At 64.4% G+C, this 17,459-nt stretch carries 14 protein-coding genes and 1 pseudogene; 13 read left to right on the top strand and 2 right to left on the bottom strand.

Annotated elements, in window-relative coordinates:
• Positions 1-36: 36 nt before the first annotated feature.
• Positions 37-1,533: an aldehyde dehydrogenase family protein gene (locus tag FJ957_RS03675; protein WP_140828636.1), complete on the bottom strand. Its 1,497-nt coding sequence runs from the start codon at positions 1,531-1,533 to the stop codon at positions 37-39.
• Between the two features lie 319 nt (positions 1,534-1,852).
• Between FJ957_RS03675 and fghA the strand changes: the two are divergent.
• The 3 genes and pseudogenes from fghA to FJ957_RS03690 all read left to right on the top strand — a co-directional run bounded on the left by fghA (position 1,853) and on the right by FJ957_RS03690 (position 4,635).
• A pseudogene (fghA, locus tag FJ957_RS03680) lies at positions 1,853-2,686 on the top strand (S-formylglutathione hydrolase).
• A gap of 163 nt (positions 2,687-2,849) precedes the next feature.
• Positions 2,850-3,302, top strand: a complete 453-nt coding sequence (locus FJ957_RS03685; RefSeq protein WP_140828638.1) for a DUF2231 domain-containing protein — start codon at positions 2,850-2,852, stop codon at positions 3,300-3,302.
• Entirely contained in the window at positions 3,289-4,635 is a 1,347-nt protein-coding gene (locus tag FJ957_RS03690; RefSeq protein WP_140828641.1) for a sorbosone dehydrogenase family protein, read from the top strand. Before FJ957_RS03685 ends, FJ957_RS03690 begins: the two co-directional genes overlap by 14 nt.
• Positions 4,636-4,644: 9 nt before the next feature.
• Here the strand turns inward: FJ957_RS03690 and FJ957_RS03695 are convergent, their stop codons facing one another.
• On the bottom strand, positions 4,645-5,514 hold the full coding sequence (locus FJ957_RS03695; protein ID WP_140828643.1) for a LysR substrate-binding domain-containing protein: 870 nt from the start codon (positions 5,512-5,514) through the stop codon (positions 4,645-4,647).
• 146 nt (positions 5,515-5,660) lie between these two features.
• Here FJ957_RS03695 and FJ957_RS03700 point away from each other — a divergent pair, with 146 nt between their 5' ends.
• The 10 genes from FJ957_RS03700 to FJ957_RS03745 all read left to right on the top strand — a co-directional run bounded on the left by FJ957_RS03700 (position 5,661) and on the right by FJ957_RS03745 (position 17,425).
• On the top strand, positions 5,661-6,863 hold the full coding sequence (locus FJ957_RS03700) for a 2-aminoethylphosphonate--pyruvate transaminase (protein ID WP_140828645.1): 1,203 nt from the start codon (positions 5,661-5,663) through the stop codon (positions 6,861-6,863).
• 12 nt (positions 6,864-6,875) lie between these two features.
• Positions 6,876-8,132 carry a phosphonoacetate hydrolase gene (phnA, locus tag FJ957_RS03705; protein ID WP_140828647.1) on the top strand — a complete coding sequence of 419 codons (1,257 nt, stop codon included), beginning with the start codon at positions 6,876-6,878 and terminating at the stop codon, positions 8,130-8,132.
• 240 nt (positions 8,133-8,372) lie between these two features.
• Positions 8,373-9,827: a phosphonoacetaldehyde dehydrogenase gene (phnY, locus tag FJ957_RS03710; protein ID WP_140828650.1), complete on the top strand. Its 1,455-nt coding sequence runs from the start codon at positions 8,373-8,375 to the stop codon at positions 9,825-9,827.
• A gap of 5 nt (positions 9,828-9,832) precedes the next feature.
• Complete coding sequence (locus FJ957_RS03715; protein WP_140828653.1) at positions 9,833-10,951, top strand: TIGR03364 family FAD-dependent oxidoreductase; 1,119 nt, start codon at positions 9,833-9,835, stop codon at positions 10,949-10,951.
• Entirely contained in the window at positions 10,948-12,294 is a 1,347-nt protein-coding gene (locus FJ957_RS03720; protein WP_140828655.1) for an aspartate aminotransferase family protein, read from the top strand. The genes FJ957_RS03715 and FJ957_RS03720 overlap by 4 nt, the downstream gene beginning before the upstream one ends.
• A 5-nt stretch (positions 12,295-12,299) precedes the next feature.
• Positions 12,300-13,310: an NAD(P)-dependent oxidoreductase gene (locus tag FJ957_RS03725; RefSeq protein WP_140828658.1), complete on the top strand. Its 1,011-nt coding sequence runs from the start codon at positions 12,300-12,302 to the stop codon at positions 13,308-13,310.
• Positions 13,311-13,566: 256 nt separating this feature from the next.
• Entirely contained in the window at positions 13,567-14,598 is a 1,032-nt protein-coding gene (locus tag FJ957_RS03730) for a 2-aminoethylphosphonate ABC transporter substrate-binding protein (RefSeq protein WP_140828660.1), read from the top strand.
• Positions 14,599-14,629: 31 nt separating this feature from the next.
• Complete coding sequence (locus FJ957_RS03735; protein ID WP_140828662.1) at positions 14,630-15,778, top strand: ATP-binding cassette domain-containing protein; 1,149 nt, start codon at positions 14,630-14,632, stop codon at positions 15,776-15,778.
• Positions 15,771-16,628, top strand: a complete 858-nt coding sequence (locus FJ957_RS03740; protein ID WP_140828664.1) for a 2-aminoethylphosphonate ABC transporter permease subunit — start codon at positions 15,771-15,773, stop codon at positions 16,626-16,628. The genes FJ957_RS03735 and FJ957_RS03740 overlap by 8 nt, the downstream gene beginning before the upstream one ends.
• 2 nt (positions 16,629-16,630) lie before the next feature.
• On the top strand, positions 16,631-17,425 hold the full coding sequence (locus tag FJ957_RS03745; RefSeq protein ID WP_140828666.1) for an ABC transporter permease subunit: 795 nt from the start codon (positions 16,631-16,633) through the stop codon (positions 17,423-17,425).
• Positions 17,426-17,459 lie beyond the last annotated feature (34 nt).

The raw sequence follows: 17,459 nt of genomic DNA on the forward strand, positions 1-17,459 counted from the left end.
CGCGCGAGCTGACGAGCAGGTTTACGGAGCGTCTTCTTAGTCGGTCTGGATCCAGACCGACTTGGTCTCCAGATACTCGTGCAGATGCTCGACGCCGCCCTCGCGCCCGTAGCCGGACATCTTCATGCCGCCGAACGGCACGGCCGGATCGATGGCGTGATACATGTTGACCCAGACCGAGCCGGCCTTGACGCGACGCGCGAGCTTGTGCGCGGTGCCGAGATTGGTCGTGAAGATGCCGGCCGCGAGACCGTAAGGCGTAGCGTTGGCGCGCGCGACGACCTCATCCAGCGTGTCGAAGGGCATGGCCAAGATGACCGGCCCGAAGATCTCTTCCCGCGCGATGGTCATCTTGTCCGACACCGCGCCGAAGACGGTCGGCGCGATGAAGTTGCCGCCGTCATAGAGCTCGCCCGTCAGCCTTGAGCCGCCGGCGACCAGCCTGGCGCCTTCGTCGTTGCCGGCCTTGATGTAGCCTTCCACCTTGCCGGCCTGCCTCGCATTGATCAGCGGCCCGATCTCGGTTTCCGCCTCGATGCCATGGCCGATGCGCAGCTTGCCGGCGAACTCGGCGACCCGGCGCACGAATTCGTCATGGATCTCGCGCGCAACGAACAGGCGTGAGCCGGCAATGCAGATCTGGCCGGAATGCACGAACACCGCCATCGCCGCGACCGGCACGGCCTTGTCGATATCGGCGTCGCGGCAGACGATGATCGGCGACTTGCCGCCAAGCTCCAGCGAAACACGCTTCAGGTTGACGACAGCGGCGCGAGCGATGGCCTGGCCGGTCAGCGTCGAGCCGGTGAAGACGATCTTGGCGACGTCGGGATGCCCGGCAAGCCGCGCGCCGGCCTCGGCGCCGGTTCCGGTGACGATGTTGACGACACCGTCGGGCACGCCGGCTTCCTGCATCAGCTTCGCGATCAGGAGCGGCGTCAGCGATGCATCCTCCGACGGCTTCAGCACGATGGTGCAGCCGGTGGCCAGAGCCGGCGCGATCTTCCAGATCGAGGCGGCGGTCGGCGCATTCCAGGGGATGATCGCCCCGACGACGCCGACAGGCTCGCGACGGGTGAAGGTGACGATCTCGCCGGGGATCGAATTGTCGATCGCCTCGCCATGCAGCGCGGTCGCCATGCCGCCATAGAAGCGCAGCATGCCGATGACCCGGCGCCGGTTGGCCAGCGTGCGGGTGATCGGCAACCCCATATCGAGCGTGTCGGAGACGCTGAGCTCTTCCCAATGCTTCTCGAACAAGTCGGCGATCCGCAGAAGCAGGCATTGCCGCTCGTAAGGCGAGAATTTCGACCAGGGGCCTTCGAAGGCCGCGCGCGCCGCGGCCACCGCCGCGTCGATGTCGGCGGCCGACCCGCGCGGCACGGTTGCCAGCACTTCGCCCGTCGCCGGGTTCAGCGCCTGCATCTCCTGGCCGGATTGCGCCGCGACCCATTTGCCGCCGATGAACATCGGCCGGAATTCGCCATGGTAGAGCGCGGTGGCCTTCGCCCTCGGGTCGAAATTCAGGGTCATCGTCTCGTCCTCACGATTCCGACGCGACTATTACTCCCGCTGCCGGCGACCTCAAACAAGGAAAGCCAAAAGGCGTTCAGATAATCGGAACGCGTGTCTTCTCCGTCGGCAGTGCATCGACAATGGAGAGCTTTGCGGCGAAGCCCGATCTGGCCGCCTCCGGTATTGGGCGGCTCCCGGTGGCACAGGCCTGTGTTGGTCCGGCAGGCTAACCGGCGCCGGCCTCTTCCATCGCCCGACAGTTTTGCAAGGTGCAAGGTTGCGCCAGGCCCGGCCGGCAGTTATGCCGGTCGTTATTTCCAGACGAAAGGCAGAACCGATGAAGGTCGTTTCCACCTCCAAATCGCATGGCGGCATCCAGGGCGTCTATTCCCACGCTTCCGAGGTCTGCGCCTGCGACATGACCTTCGCCGCCTTCGTGCCGCCCCAGGCCAAGGACGGGCCGCTCCCGGTCCTGTGATACCTGTCGGGCCTCGTCTGCACGCATGCCAACGTCATGGACAAGGGCGAGTACCGGCGGCTGGCATCCGAGCTTGGGCTCGCCATCGTGTGTCCCGACACCAGCCCACGTGGCGCCGACGTTCCCGACGAGAAGGACAATTGGCAGTTCGGCTGCGGCGCCGGCTTCTACCTCGACGCGACGCAGGAGCCTTATGCGAAAAACTATCGCATGTATTCCTACATCACCGAGGAGCTGCCGGCGCTGATTGCCGCCAACTTTCCGGTCGACATGGCACGCCAGGCCATCTTCGGCCATTCGATGGGCGGACATGGCGCGCTGACGATCGCGTTCAAGAATCCGCAACGCTACCGGAGCTGCTCGGCCTTCGCGCCGATCGCGCAACCCTCGACGGCTGGCTGGTCCCGGCCGGCCTTCGAAAAATATCTCGGGCTGGACGAGAAGAGCTGGCGCGCCTACGACACGACCCTTCTGATCGAGGATGGGAAGCATTTTCCAGAATTCCTGGTCGACCAGGGCACCGCTGACGGCTTCCTGGAGGATGGTCTTCGGCCATGGCTGCTCGACGAAGCGTGCAAGAAGGCAGGGATCGATCTCACCCTGCGCATGCAGGACGGCTACGACCATTCCTACAATTTCATCTCGACTTTCATGGACGATCACCTGAAGTGGCATGCCGCGCGGCTTGCGTGATTGTCGTCCGTAAAATGCGCGCCCGGCCACCGCACGGTCTATTCCGCGTCAGCCATGGCTGACAATCGGGCATTCACCTTCTGGTGAGCGCGAGAATTTCCGGCGGAACATTCGTCTTTTCGCGCTGTTACATCCAAGCAGCAGCGCGGAAAGGAGCTTCCGCATGGACAACCCGCGATCCACGGCAAGCATAGCCGGCCATCCCATCCACCCCATGCTCGTCACCATCCCGATCGCCTGTTTCGTCGGGACGTTGCTCACCGATATCGTCTATTGGCAGACAGCCGAAATGACCTGGGCCAATTTTTCGGCCTGGCTCCTGACCGCGGGCGTCATTGTCGCCATTCTGGCGGCCATCGCAGGGCTTACGGACTTTCTTGGGGACCGCAGGATACGCGCTCAGCCGACCGCATGGCTGCACATGGCGGGTAACCTCATCGTGCTCGTGCTGTCCTTCTTCAACATGCTCGTCCACACGCGCGACGCCTGGACGTCGGTCGTGCCGACCGGGCTGATCTTGTCGGCGCTGGTGGTGATCATCCTCATCTTCACGGGCTGGCTCGGCTGGGCGCTGGTCTATCGCCATCATGTAGGAGTGGCCGATGAGACGACTTGACAGCGCAATCCAATGGACGACCGCGGCGCTTTGCTGCGCATTGGCCCTGGGCGTTGCCGGCTGCAGCGACGACAACACCGACCCGAACGCGCAGATCGGCCCAAATCCGAAACTGCCGGAGATAAATCAATACCTGTTCCCGCCGATGCATCTGGCCTCGGTGGTCGGCTGGAAAAACGATGAAAAGCCGACCGTCGCGCAAGGCCTGCAGATCGAGGCGATGGCCAAGGGGCTTCAGCATCCGCGCTCGCTTTACGTGCTGCCCAATGGCGACATCCTGGTGGTGGAATCGAAGGCGCCGAACGAAGCATCGGTCAAGCGGCCGAAGGACATCGTCATGGGTTTGGTCGAAAGCTGGGTCACCTCCGGCGGCGACACCGGCCCGAGCAACCGCATCACGCTCTTGCGCGACACCAATGGCGACGGCAAGCCGGATTACCAGGGCGTGTTCCTCGACCATCTCAATTCGCCCTTCGGCGTGGCGCTGGTCGGCAACGATCTCTATGTCGCCAACACGGACGCGATCGTGCGCTACCCCTATCAACCGGGCGACACAAAGATCACGGCGCCGGGCAAGGTGTTGACGGAACTGCCGGGCGGGCCGATCGATCACCACTGGACGAAGAGCTTGGTCGCAAGCCCTGACGGTTCGCTGCTCTATGTCGGCGTCGGCTCGAACTCCAACATTACCGAGAACGGCATCCAGGCCGAGAAGGACCGCGCCGCGATCTGGGAGGTCGACCGCGCCACCGGCCGCTGGCGCATTTTCGCCAGCGGGCTGCGCAACCCCAACGGACTGTCATTCGAGCCTCAGAGCAAGGCGCTTTGGACCGTTGTCAATGAGCGCGACGAACTCGGGCCCAACCTCGTGCCGGATTACATGACATCGGTGAAGGACGGCGCCTTCTATGGCTGGCCTTATAGCTATTACGGCCAACATGTCGATCCGCGCGTGATGCCGCAGCGGCCGGACATGGTGGCCAAGGCCATCCCGCCGGATTACGCGCTGAGCTCGCATGTCGCGCCCCTCGGCCTTGCCTTCTATACCGCGAACAACCTGCCGCAATCCTACCGCGGCGGCGCCTTTGTCGGCGAACATGGCAGTTGGGACCGCTCCCGCTTCAATGGCTACAAGGTCGTTTTCGTGCCGTTCAGCGGCGGGCATCCGAACGGCATGGCGCAGGACGTCGTCACCGGCTTCCTCGACGACAAGGGCGAAGCCAGGGGTCGTCCGGTCGGCGTTGCCGTCGACAAATCCGGCGCGCTGCTCATTGCCGACGATGTCGGCAACACGGTGTGGCGGGTGACCGCGGCGGCGCCCGGTTCCACGTAAAAACCAGGTTCAATCCCCCGACATCGAGCGGGCCATGTCGAGAAAGGCGCGCACCAGCTTGCCGCCGCTGCGTTCGCGCAGGCAGATCAGCGCTTCGTCCATCAGCGTCTCCGGCGCGTCGATCGTGATCGGCACCAGCCGCGAGTCGTGGCCGAACTCGGCCGCCGAGACGAAACCGACGCCGGCTCCGGAGGCGACGATCTCGCGCACGGCCTCACGGCCTTCCGCTTCGATGGCGGGCTTCAGCTCGACATTCGAAGCCGTGGCGAGATCTTCCAGCTTCTTGCGCGTTTTCGAACCGCGTTCGCGCGTCACGAGCGGCTCCTGCGCGAGTTGTCCGAGCGTCAGCGATTTCCTGCCCGACAGCGGGTGATCGGCGGACACGAAGGCGATGATCGGCGTCGAGTTGAGCTTGAGCATCTCGAAATCGCGCCCCGCCGGCATTTCGCCGAGAACGCCTATATCGGCTTCGTAACTGTAAAGGCTGCTGATCACCGTCTCGGTATTGCCGGAGCGCAAGGACACCCGGACGCCGGGATAGCGGGCGCGAAAGGCGCCAAGGATATGCAGCAGATGGTGCGCCGCGTCGGCAACGATGCGCAACGTGCCGGAGCGCAACGCGCGCGATTCGGTCAAAAGTTCGAGCGCCTGCTGCTCGGTCTCGAACATGCGGTGGGTGATCTCGAGCAGCCTCTGGCCCTGCGTGGTCAGCGTGACCTGCTTCTTGTTCCGGTTGAACAGGAGCACGTCATACTCTTCCTCGAGCTTGCGCACCTGGTCCGAAATCGCCGGCTGGGTCAGGAAGAGCGCTTCCGCGGCGCGCGAGAAGCCGCCGGAAATGGCCACCTGATGAAATGCTCTGAGCTGGACATAACGCATCCGCGTGGTTCCCGTACTGGCTGAGGCCAGGTCGTTATCATCAACCAGATCGATACATCAATACAAAATAACGATTTTACAAATATGTCGTGCCCGTCGAGAATGACTGTCATATTCCGATGACAGGATCGAAGTGGGAGGGCAGCATGCTCGCTGAGACGAAATTTGCGGCGGCCAAGCCGCTGGATGCGCCGGCACTGGGCGAACCTTATCTGCTGACGCCCGGCCCGCTCACCACGGCTTACGCCGTGAAGCAGGCGATGCTGCGCGACTGGGGGTCCTGGGACGCCGATTTCCGCGCCATGACCGCCGAGCTTCGCCGCCGCCTGCTGGCGCTCACTGGCGACAACCGTGACGAGTTCGACTGCGTGCCGATGCAGGGCAGCGGATCGTTCTGCGTCGAAGCCATGCTCGGTTCGTTCGTTCCCAGGGATGGCAAGTTGCTGGTTTTAGCCAATGGCGCCTACGGGCTGCGCGCGGCGCAAACCATGCAGTATATCGGCCGCGCCTACACGCTGATCGACAAGGGCGACTATCTGCCGCCGCGCGGCGAAGAGGTCGCGGCGGCTCTCGAGGCCGACCCCGCCATCACCCATGTCATCGCCATCCATTGCGAGACCAGTTCCGGCATCCTCAACCCGATCGCCGAGATATCGGAGGCCGTCTATGCCAGCGGCCGCAAGCTGCTGGTCGATTCCATGAGCGCGTTCGGCGCCATCCCGCTCGACGTCAATGAAATCCGCTACGAAGCGATGGTGTCGTCGGCCAACAAATGCATCGAGGGCGTGCCGGGTTTCGGCTTCGTCATCGCCCGCAAGAGCGAACTGGAGGCAGCCAAGGGGCGCAGCCATTCGCTGTCGCTCGACATCCATGCGCAATGGGCGAACATGAACAAGACCGGGCAGTGGCGCTACACGCCGCCGACGCATGTCGTCGCGGCCTTTCTCGAGGCGCTGCGCCTGCACGAAGCGGAAGGCGGCGTCGCCGGCCGGGGCGCGCGCTATACGCTGAACCGCGACGTCATGGTGGCCGGCATGCGCGCCCTCGGTTTCGAGACGTTGCTCAAGGATCGCTGGCTGTCGCCGATCATCGTCACCTTCTTCAACCCTGCGCATCCGAACTTCGCCTTCGACAGGTTCTACGAACTGATGAAGGACAAGGGCTTCATCATCTATCCGGGCAAGCTCACGGTGGTGGACTCCTTCCGCATCGGCTGCATCGGCCAGATGGACCAGCATGTCATGCGCCGTGTGGTCGAAGCAGCCGCGCAATCGCTGAACGAAATGGGCGTCGACACCGCCGCACCGTCACCTGCCGCAATCGCCGAGCGCGCCAAGCTCGCCGCCTGAAAGGTCCTTGAGATGAACCAGATGTCTCCCGTCAACGTCGCGGCGAACGGCCGTTCCTATCCCTGGCCGCGCGTGCCGGCTATCGCCATCTGCCTTGACGGCTGCGAGCCGGCCTATCTCGACGAGGCTATTCATGCCGGGCTGATGCCGGCGCTGGAAAGGATCAAGAAGAAGGGCACGGTGCGTTTTGCCCATTCGGTAATCCCGAGCTTCACCAACCCCAACAATCTGTCGATCGCTACGGGCCGGCCGCCTTCCGTGCACGGCATCTGCGGCAACTACCTCTACAACCCGGAGACGGGCGAGGAGGTGATGATGAACGACCCGAAGTTCCTGCGCGCGCCGACGGTGTTCCAGGCCTTCTACGATGCAGGCGCCAAGGTGGCGGTGGTGACAGCCAAGGACAAGCTCAGGGCGCTGCTCGGCAAGGGACTGAAGTTCGACGACGGCCGGGCGATGTGCTTCTCGGCCGAGAAGTCCGACACCACGACGAAGGCCGAGCACGGCATCGACAACGCGTCGAAGCATTTCGGCCTGCCCGTGCCCGAGGTCTATTCCGCGGAGCTTTCGGAATTCGTCTTCGCCGCCGGCGTGCAACTGCTGGAGGAATTCCGGCCGGACGTGATGTATCTCACCACCACCGACTACGTGCAGCACAAATACGCGCCGGGCGTGCCCCAGGCCAACGCCTTCTACGAGATGTTCGACAAATATCTGTCGCAGCTGGATGCGCTGGGCGCGGCGATCGTCGTCACCGCCGACCACGGCATGAAGCCCAAGCACCATGCCGACGGCTCGCCCAACGTGGTCTATGTGCAAGACCTTCTCGACGAATGGCTGGGCAAGGACGCCGCCCGTGTCATCCTGCCGATCACCGACCCCTATGTCGTGCATCATGGGGCGCTGGGCTCCTTCGCCACTGCCTACCTTCCCAAAGGCGCGGACCGCGAGGCGGTGATGGAAAAGCTGCGCAAGGTCGAGGACATCATCCTGGTGCTCGGCCGCGACGAAGGCTGCGCCCGCTTCGAACTGCCCGAGGACCGCATGGGCGACATCATCCTGATCTCGGGCGAGAACAAGACGATCGGCACGTCCGAACACCGGCACAATCTGGCCGCGCTCGACGAGCCGTTGCGCTCGCATGGCGGGCTGACCGAGCAGGAGGTGCCCTTCATCGTCAACCGCGTGCTGCCGGATTTGCCGAACGAGCCCGTGCTGCGCAACTTCGATGCGTTTTACTACGCGACGACGGCGGCCGCGCTGGGTTGAAGTTGAGCGTGGCGGTCGACCCCCACTCCGCCGAGCTTCGCTCGGCACCTCTCCCCCGATCGACGGTGGAGAGGAAAGGCGCCCAGTCGATTAGGCGGCGCTTTGGGCTGGAGGGTTTGGACTGCCAAGGATCAAGCGCCGACGCCGATTAATTTCCTCTCCCCGTCGAGCGGGGAGAGGTGGCCCGAAGGGCCGGAGCGGGGGTCGACCCCGCGACGTATCCAAGACTGGAACCAACCCATGACCCAACTCGATCCCGCCATCAAAGTCCGCCACGAACCGATGCGCATCGCCGGCGAGAAGGTCGACGCCGATCGCAGGCTGGAGGTACGCTTCCCCTGGAACGATACCGTCATCGGGACGGTGCCCGCGGGCGGGGCGGAGCATGCCAGGCGCGCCTTCGAGATCGCGGCTGCCTACCAGCCGAAGCTGACGCGCTACGAGCGGCAGAAGATACTGCTCAAGACGGCCGATCTGCTCAATTCCCGCAAGGACGAGCTGTCGGACCTCATCACGCTGGAGCTCGGCATCTCCAAGCAGGACTCGCTCTACGAGGTCGGTCGCGCGTTTGACGTTTTTACGCTCAGCGGTCAGTTGGCCATCCAGGACGACGGGCAGATATTTTCCTGCGATCTCACCCCGCATGGCAAGCAGCGCAAGATCTTCACCATCCGCGAGCCGCTCAACGCGATCTCGGCGATCACCCCGTTCAACCATCCGCTCAACATGGTGTCGCACAAGGTGGCGCCGGCGATCGCCACCAACAATTGCGTGGTGGTCAAGCCGACCGAGCTGACCCCGATCACCGCGCTGATGCTGGCCGACATCCTCTACGAGGCCGGCCTGCCGCCCGAAATGCTTTCGGTCGTCACCGGCTGGCCCGCCGATATCGGCGACGAGATGATCGCCAACCCCAATATCGACCTCATCACCTTCACCGGCGGCGTGCCGGTCGGCAAGATGATCGCGTCGAAGGCCGGCTACAAGCGCCAGGTGCTGGAGCTCGGCGGCAACGATCCGCTGATCATCCTCAACGATCTTTCGGACGAGGATCTGGAGAAGGCCGCCGAGCTGGCTGTCGCGGGCGCCACCAAGAATTCCGGCCAGCGCTGCACTGCGGTGAAGCGCATCCTGGTGCAGGAAAGGGTTGCCGACCGTTTCGTGCCGATGGTGTTGGAGCGTGCCAAGGCGATCCGCTTCGGCGATCCGCGCGACCCGGCAACGCAGCTCGGCACGGTGGTGCACGAGAAGGCTGCGGCGCTGTTCGAAAGCCGTGTCCACATGGCGGCCGAGCAAGGCGCCGAAGTGCTCTACAATCCGGGTCGCAAGGGCGCGCTGCTGCCGCCGATCGTCGTCGACCGCGTGCCGCACCAGTCCGAGCTGGTGATGGAGGAAACTTTTGGGCCGATCGTGCCGATCGTGCGCGCGCCGGACGACGACGAGGCGCTGATCGCGCTATCGAATTCGACTGCTTTCGGCCTGTCGTCGGGCGTCTGCACCAACGACTTCCGCCGCATGCAGAAATACATCACCGGCTTGAAGGTCGGCACCGTCAACATCTGGGAAGTGCCGGGATACCGCATCGAGATGAGCCCGTTCGGCGGCATCAAGGATTCGGGCAACGGCTACAAGGAAGGCGTCATCGAGGCGATGAAGAGCTACACCAACGTCAAGACCTTCTCCTTGCCTTGGTAGCTGCCGTGGCTGATACCTTCGATCTCGCGGTTGTCGGCTCCGGCATCATAGGGCTCGCCCATGCGCTTGCCGCCGCCCGGCGTGGTTTGCGTGTCGTCGTTATCGATCGCGACCAGAAGGCGAATGGCGCCTCGATCCGCAATTTCGGCCTCGTCGTCGTGACCGGGCAGGAGCCAGGGCCGTCGCGCCGGCTAGCCGAGCGCAGCCGTGCGATCTGGCTCGAGCTCGCGAACGAGGCGGGGATCGAGATCCTGCATCGCGGCAAGCTGATCGCCGCGCAGCGGCCGGAAGCGCTCGCGCTGCTCGAAACCTTCAAGTCCGGCGAGCATGGCGGCGAATGCAAGCTTCTGACCGCGCGTGAGGCGGTCGCGCAGCAAGCCGGCCTTGACGAGAAGGCGATAATCGGCGGGCTCTACAGCCCGTTAGAGTTGCGCGTGGAGTCACGCGATGTGCTGCCGCGACTGGCATCGTTCCTGGCTGAGAAGCATGGCGTCGTGTTCCGCACCGGCGTGTCGGTGACCGAGGTCGCTCCGCCCTTCGTGGAGACCAGCGCGGGACGAGTTCAGGCCGAAAAGGTTGTCATCTGTCCCGGCGACGATTTTTCGTCGCTCTATCCGGAGCTGATCGGCAAGCACGGCGTACAGCGCTGCAAGCTGCAGATGCTGCGCCTAGCTGATCCCGGCTTCCGGCTTTCGTCGGCCCTGATGTCCGATCTCAGCCTGCTGCGCTACGGCGGTTTCGCCGGTCTGCCGGAGGCCGGCGCGCTGCGGGAGAAATTGAGCGAGGAACGGGGGCCCGCGCTGGCCAACGGCGTTCATCTGATCGTCGTGCAGAGCGCGGACGGTTCGCTGGTCGTCGGCGACTCCCATCATTATGGGCTCACGCTTGATCCGTTCGGATCGGAAGCCGTCGACCAATTGATCCTCGATGAGTTCAAGACATTGTTTGGCACGGTGCCGAACGTGCTTGCGCGCTGGACGGGATATTACGCTTCGGCCAAGAATGCCGTGCTGCGCGACACCCCGCATGAAGACGTGCGGTTGGTGATCGTTACCAGCGGCACCGGCGCCAGCACCGGCTTCGGGCTTGGCGAGGAGACCATAACGGAGTTGTTCGGCCAATGACGCTCGTCCATACCGAAGGCGAATCCAACAAGGCCGCCGCCCGACAGGAGTGGAGCGCGAGGCAGAGCCACGCGCCTTCGCAGGAGCTTTTGCGCCGCGACGCCGACGCCTTCCTGCACCAGAGCCTTTCCAGCCCCTGCGTCTCGGCCATCGCCAAGGCCGAAGGCATCTGGATCGAGGACACGGCGGGACGCCGTTACATGGATTTCCACGGCAACAGCGTCCACCATATCGGCTACGGCCATCCGCGGCTCAAGGAAGCGATCGCCAAGCAGATGGATGAATTGCCGTTCTCGCCGCGCCGTTTCACCTGCGAGCCGGCAGTCGAGCTTGCCGAGACGCTCGGCAAGCTCGCGCCGGGGGACCTTGGCAAGGTGCTGTTCACGACCGGCGGGTCGGACGCGATCGAGGTCTCGCTGAAGCTGGCGCGCGCGGCGACCGGCCGGTTCAAGACGCTCTCCTTCTGGGATGCTTTTCACGGCGCCGGCTTCGGCGCTTCCAGCGTTGGCGGCGAGGCGACTTTCCGCTCCGGCATCGCCGGGCCGCTTTTGCCCGGCGCCGAGCATGTCGCGCCCTGGGCGCCGCACAATTGCGCCTATGGGACTAAGTCGCTGGAGGATTCCGCCCGCGCCTGCGCCAGCATGATCGCTTACGTATTGGGGCGCGAGGGCGACTTCGCTGCCTTCATCGCCGAGCCGATGCGCGCGACGCCGCTGGTGCCGGCGCCTGGCTTCTGGAAGGCAGTGCGCGAGGCCTGCGACCGGCACGGCACGCTGTTGATCTTCGACGAAATCCCGACCGGCCTCGGCAAGACCGGAAAATTCTTCGCCTCCGAGCATGACGGTGTGACGCCCGACATCATCGTGCTCGGCAAGTCGCTCGGCGGCGGCATCCTGCCGATCGCCTCTGTGATCGCGCGGCGCGATCTCGATGTCGCCGGCGACTATGCGATCGGCCACTATACGCATGAGAAGAATCCCGTCACCGCGCGCGCCGCGCTGACCACCATCGCCATCATTCGCGAGGAAGGCCTGGTCGAGCGCTCGGCCGAACTTGGCGCCCATGCGCTGGCGCGTATGAACGACCTCATGCGGCGCTCGCCATTCGTCGGCGACGTCAGGGGCAGGGGGCTGATGTTCGGCGTCGAGATGGTCGAGGACAAGGCGAGCCGCGCGCCGGCACACGCGCTTGCCGAGCGGATCTATTATCGCTGCCTCGACCAAGGGCTGAGCTTCAAGATCAGCCAGGGCAATGTGCTGACGCTGTCGCCGCCGCTGGTGATCGCGCGCGCCGATCTCGACCGGGCGCTCGACATCGTCGAGGCCGCCGTGCTGGCGGCCTGAACCCGATGAAGGCTGTCCGCACCGACAGGGAGCTCGAGTGCCCGGAGATCGATGCGGGTCTGAGGGCGCGCGGCGTCGAGCTGATGACGTTGCCGGACGGAATTCCGGAAGCCGAGCTGATGGCGGCGGTCGCCGACGCCGACCTCATCCTGATGTGCTACACGCCGATCACCGCGCGCGTCATCGACGCCGCGCGAAACCTCAAGGGCATCGTCAAATACGGCGTCGGCATCGATGCCATCGACATCCAGGCGGCGATGCGGCGCGGCATTCCGGTCGTCAATGTTCCCGAATATGCCGAGGAGACGGTGGCCGAGGGCGCTTTCGCGTTGATGATCGCGCTGGCGAAACGGCTGCCGGCGATTACGGCCGCTGTTTCGCGCGACGGCTGGATCTGGCCCGAGCAGCGCTGGCTCGGATGCGACATCTCCGGATCGACGATTGGCCTAGTCGGCTGCGGCAAGATCGGCCGCAGCATGGCGCGCATGGCGGGGCAGGGGTTTCGGGCGCGGGTGCTCGGCTTCGATCCGGGCATCGACGCTGCGACGATGCAAGATGCGGGGATCGAGAAGATCGACGATTTGCATGCCATGCTCGGCGCCTGCGATTTCGTGTCGATCCACTGCGTCCTGAACGAGCAGACACGCGGCCTGATCGGCGGCCGAGAACTCGCCTGTATGAAGCCTTCGGCCATTCTCATCAACGTCTCGCGCGGGGCGCTGATCGACGAGGCAGCGCTTGCCGAAGCGATCGTTGCCGGACGCATCGCCGGAGCCGGGCTCGACGTCTACTCGCTGGAGCCGCTGGCCAGGTCCGGCCATCCGATGAGCGCGCTTTTCGATCGCGACAATGTGATCCTGTTTCCGCACCTGACCTTCTTCACGCATGAGGCGATGCGCCGGCTTGAGGATGACACTTTGGCCCGCTGTTTCGAGCTGCTCGAAGGTCGGCCGGTAACGATCCGCTCGCGCGACCCGCGCTTGCGCGCGCAGACGACGGGCGTCGAATTTCGCTGAAGAATCCGTCATTTCCGTGAGGTATCGCAACCAGGAGTGCAGGAGAACACGCCTGCAACGGCCATGCGACAGTTCCGTGACAAATATCAGCAGGGACTTGCCTGTCATAAAATAAATAGATTTTACTTATCGATCGGCGACCCTCAAAGTTGACACAACGACGACATGCACCAGCGCTACTGAGCCTTTAGCGGGCCGACCAACGCCATCACGAGTGCGTCGCAGATTGTGCCTTTCAATCAAAGGGGAACTGACCATGAAATCGCGAAATCTCACCGTAGCTCTGGCCTTTACCGCGGCACTGTTGGGCTCGTCGGCGCTCGTCGCGCCGGCCTTCGCCGACGGCGTTGTCACCATCTACTCGGCCGATGGCCTGCATGACGGCAATGGCAGCTGGTACGAGACCGAGTTCGCCGCCTTCACCAAGGCCACCGGGATCACCGTGCAGTATATCGAGGGCGGTTCGGGCGGCGTCGTCGAACGCGTCGCCAAGGAGAAGTCGAACCCGCAGGCCGACGTTCTCGTCACGCTGCCGCCCTTCATCCAGCGTGCCGCAGCCGACGGCTTGCTGCAGGATTTCAAGCCCGAAGGCTCCGACCAGATCGATGGCGGCACCGACAAGTACCGGCCTCTGGTCAACAACTACATGAACTTCATCTACAACAGCGCCGTGCTGTCGGAAGCACCGAAGAGCTACAACGACCTGCTCGATCCGAAATTCAAGGGCAAGATCCAGTATTCGACGCCCGGCCAGGCCGGCGACGGTACCGCCGTCATGCTTGAGATCATCCATGCCTTCGGCGGCGAGGACGCCGGCTTCGAATTCATGAAGAAGCTGCAGGACAACAATGTCGGCCCGTCCGCCTCGACCGGCAAGCTGACCGCGCTGGTCAACAAGGGCGAACTGCATGTCGCCAATGGCGACCTGCAGATGAACATGTCGCAGATGGCCGACAATCCGAACATCAAGGTGTTCTGGCCCGCGGGCCCGGACGGTACCCGCTCCACCTTCGCGCTGCCCTATGAGATCGGCCTGGTCACCGGCGCGCCCAATTCCGACAATGGCAAGAAGCTGATCGAGTTCCTGCTTTCCAAGGAAGCGCAGTCGACGGTAAGCTCGGTCGCGCTCGGCATGCCGGCCCGCAAGGACGTGAAGCCGGACGACACCAATTTCGCCAAGGCGCAGGAGGCGATGAAGGGCGTGACCATCTGGGCGCCGAACTGGGACGATGCGCTCACCAAGCTGCCCGACTACGTCAAGAAGTGGAACGAAGCGACGGGAAGTTGATCTCCTGGTGAGCAAATCCGGAGGAGCAACCATGTCGGTGCCCGCTTTCACGGGAAGCAATGTCATGGACGTCGACGCCGCGAAAATTCGCGGCGCCGGCTCCAACGTTCACTTCGACAAGGTCAGCGTCGCCTATGGCGGGCATGTCGTGCTGCATCCGCTGACGCTCGACATCGCGCCGGGCGAGATCCTGGCGATGATCGGGCCCTCCGGCTCCGGCAAGACGACGGCGCTCCGGGCCGTCGCCGGTTTCGTCAGGCCGGCCAGCGGCCGCATCCGTATCGGCCCCACCGACGTGACCGATCTCCCGCCCTATGAGCGCGGGCTCGGCATGGTGGTGCAGAACTACGCGTTGTTTCCGCATATGCGGGTCGAAGACAACGTCGCCTTTGGTCTGAGAGCCCAAGGCGCCGACAAGGCGCTGGTTGCCGAGCGCGTCAAGGACTCGCTTGCGACCGTCGGCATGTCAGGCTTTGCCAAGCGCTATCCACGGGAGCTTTCCGGCGGCCAGCAGCAGCGTGTCGCCATTGCGCGGGCGCTTGCGGTCAGGCCGCGCGTGCTCCTGCTCGATGAGCCGCTTTCGGCGCTCGACGCGCAGATCAGGCGCAACATGGTCGAGGAGATCGCCAAGCTGCATCGCGACCTGCCTGGACTGACGATCCTCTATGTCACCCACGACCAGACCGAAGCGCTGACGCTTGCCGACAAGATCGCCATCATGCGCGACGGAAGGGTGTCTTCGCACGGCCCGACGGCGGAACTATACCGCCGGCCGCCGAACCGCTTCACGGCCGAGTTCCTCGGCCGCGCCAATCTTTTGCCGGTGACCGTCGCGGAAGGAGCCGACGGGCCGAAGGGGTTCGCCAAGGCCAAGCTCGGCGATGCCGTGCTTGCTGGCGCGGGACGCAGCGAGAAGCCCGGCGACAAAACCTTGCTCTGCATCAGGCCGCAGCATCTGAGCCTCACCGGCGACGAGGAACACACCAACCGGATCGTCGGCACACTGAAGGAAGTGCACTGGCAGGGCGAACTCACCCATCTGGTGCTCGATGTCGACGGCACGCCGGTGCGCGTCTCGGCGACAAGGCTGCCGGTGAGCCTGCCGGAGCGCGGCTCGGCAATGCCGCTGTTCTTCACGCCCGGCGACACCTCGCTCGTTCCGGAAGACGTCCGTGGCTGACGCGGCCGTCCTTGCCGCGCCGATAACCAGAAAGGTGCCCGGCCGGCTCTGGATCGTGCCGCCGGCGGCGCTGCTGGCGCTGCTGTTCTTCTATCCGCTGGTGCTGATCGTTCAGCAGGCTTTTACCGACGACAGCGGCATGGCCAATGTCGCCGAATTCGTGCGTGTGCTGCATGCGCGCTTCTTCCTCAACGCGCTCATCAACACCATCACCATTTCGGTCGCCGCGACGGCCGGATGCCTGATCGTCGGGCTGGTGCTGGGATTGATCCTCGCCTTCGTGCCGTTTCCCGGCAGCGGCATGATCGCCCGGCTGATCGACACCTTCATCGCCTTGCCGACCTTCCTGGTGACGCTTGCCTTCACCTTCCTCTACGGCTCGGCCGGCATGCTCAACGCCGGGCTGATGGAAGTGTTCTCGCTGCAGGCGCCGCCCGTCAACTTCCTCTACTCGACCTGGGGCGTGGTCCTGGCCGAGGTCACCGTCTACTCGCCCTTCGTGCTGCGTCCGCTGCTCGCCGCGTTTTCGCTGGTCGATCGCGGGCAGATCGAAGCTGCGAGCGTGCTTGGCGCGCGGCCGTTCCGCATCGTTCGCCAGGTCATTCTGCCGGCGGCCGTGCCGGCGCTGATTGCCGGCGGCAGCCTCTGCCTTTTGTTGACGGTCAACGAATTCGGCATCGTTCTGTTCATCGGCGCCAAGGGCGTCATCACTTTGCCGCTGCTCATCTACAGCAAGGCCATCCAGGAATCGGCCTATCAGGTCGCCTGCATCATCGCCCTCATCAACATCGCGCTGTCGCTGGGGCTGTTCGGCCTCTACCGGTTCACCGCCGGCCGGCTGGGAGCATAAAGATGCTGGTCTGGTCGCGCCCCGGTCGCATGCTGATCTGGTCAGTCTTCGCGCTGCTGTTCGGCGTGCTGTTTCTTGCGCCACTGGCGGTGATCCTGCTCTCCAGCCTGGCCGACCAGTGGAACGGCGTGCTGCCGAACGGATTCACGGTCGAGCACTATACCGACGTGGCGCAAGGCGCCGCGTGGAAGGCGGTGAAGACGAGCTTCGTCACCGGCTTCCTGGCCAGCGCACTGGCGCTGGTCAGCGGCACCTGGGCAGCGCTTGCGCTGCGTATCCAGGACGCCACTCTGGCCAAGGTGCTCGGCGTGCTCTTCTTCATCCCCAGCGCCGTGCCTTCGGTGTCCGTAGGCCTCGGCCTGCTGGTGGCCTTCAGCCACCCGCCGCTGCTCCTCAACGGCACGATCGCCATCGTCATGGTCGCACATTTCGTGCTGATCTCAGCCTTCACCTTCGGCAATGTCTCAGCCGGGCTGGCGCGGCTCTCGCCCGATTTCGAACAGGTGGCGTCGAGCCTCGGCGCCCGTCCGGCCTACCGGCTTTGGTATGTGACGCTGCCCTTGCTGGCGCCCTACCTGGTTGCCGCCTTCGGCCTGAGCTTCGCGCTGTCGATGGGCGAGCTCGGCGCCACCGTCATGGTCTATCCGCCGGGCTGGGTGACGCTGCCGGTCTCGATCTTCAGCCTGACCGATCGCGGCGATGTCTTCGCGGGCGCGGCGCTGACGATGGTGCTCGTCGCCGTGACGCTGCTGCTGCTGCTCGGCCTCGAGCGGCTGACCGGACGCCAGACGCGATAGCGTTTTGTTTCGACGCAATTCCGGACGGAAGGCT

Origin of the sequence: Mesorhizobium sp. B2-4-6, assembly GCF_006442775.1 — a bacterium.
Lineage (GTDB): Bacteria > Pseudomonadota > Alphaproteobacteria > Rhizobiales > Rhizobiaceae > Mesorhizobium.

What these genes read in the sequence shown, in the direction of transcription:
- FJ957_RS03730 (WP_140828660.1), top strand. Translation starts at nt 13,567, where the DNA reads ATGAAATCGCGAAATCTCACCGTAGCTCTGGCCTTTACCGCGGCACTG.
- phnY (WP_140828650.1), top strand. Translation starts at nt 8,373, where the DNA reads ATGACCCAACTCGATCCCGCCATCAAAGTCCGCCACGAACCGATGCGC.
- FJ957_RS03695 (WP_140828643.1), bottom strand. Translation starts at nt 5,514, where the DNA reads ATGCGTTATGTCCAGCTCAGAGCATTTCATCAGGTGGCCATTTCCGGC.
- FJ957_RS03735 (WP_140828662.1), top strand. Translation starts at nt 14,630, where the DNA reads ATGTCGGTGCCCGCTTTCACGGGAAGCAATGTCATGGACGTCGACGCC.
- FJ957_RS03685 (WP_140828638.1), top strand. Translation starts at nt 2,850, where the DNA reads ATGGACAACCCGCGATCCACGGCAAGCATAGCCGGCCATCCCATCCAC.
- FJ957_RS03725 (WP_140828658.1), top strand. Translation starts at nt 12,300, where the DNA reads ATGAAGGCTGTCCGCACCGACAGGGAGCTCGAGTGCCCGGAGATCGAT.
- phnA (WP_140828647.1), top strand. Translation starts at nt 6,876, where the DNA reads ATGAACCAGATGTCTCCCGTCAACGTCGCGGCGAACGGCCGTTCCTAT.
- FJ957_RS03690 (WP_140828641.1), top strand. Translation starts at nt 3,289, where the DNA reads ATGAGACGACTTGACAGCGCAATCCAATGGACGACCGCGGCGCTTTGC.
- FJ957_RS03675 (WP_140828636.1), bottom strand. Translation starts at nt 1,533, where the DNA reads ATGACCCTGAATTTCGACCCGAGGGCGAAGGCCACCGCGCTCTACCAT.
- FJ957_RS03700 (WP_140828645.1), top strand. Translation starts at nt 5,661, where the DNA reads ATGCTCGCTGAGACGAAATTTGCGGCGGCCAAGCCGCTGGATGCGCCG.
- FJ957_RS03720 (WP_140828655.1), top strand. Translation starts at nt 10,948, where the DNA reads ATGACGCTCGTCCATACCGAAGGCGAATCCAACAAGGCCGCCGCCCGA.
- FJ957_RS03745 (WP_140828666.1), top strand. Translation starts at nt 16,631, where the DNA reads ATGCTGGTCTGGTCGCGCCCCGGTCGCATGCTGATCTGGTCAGTCTTC.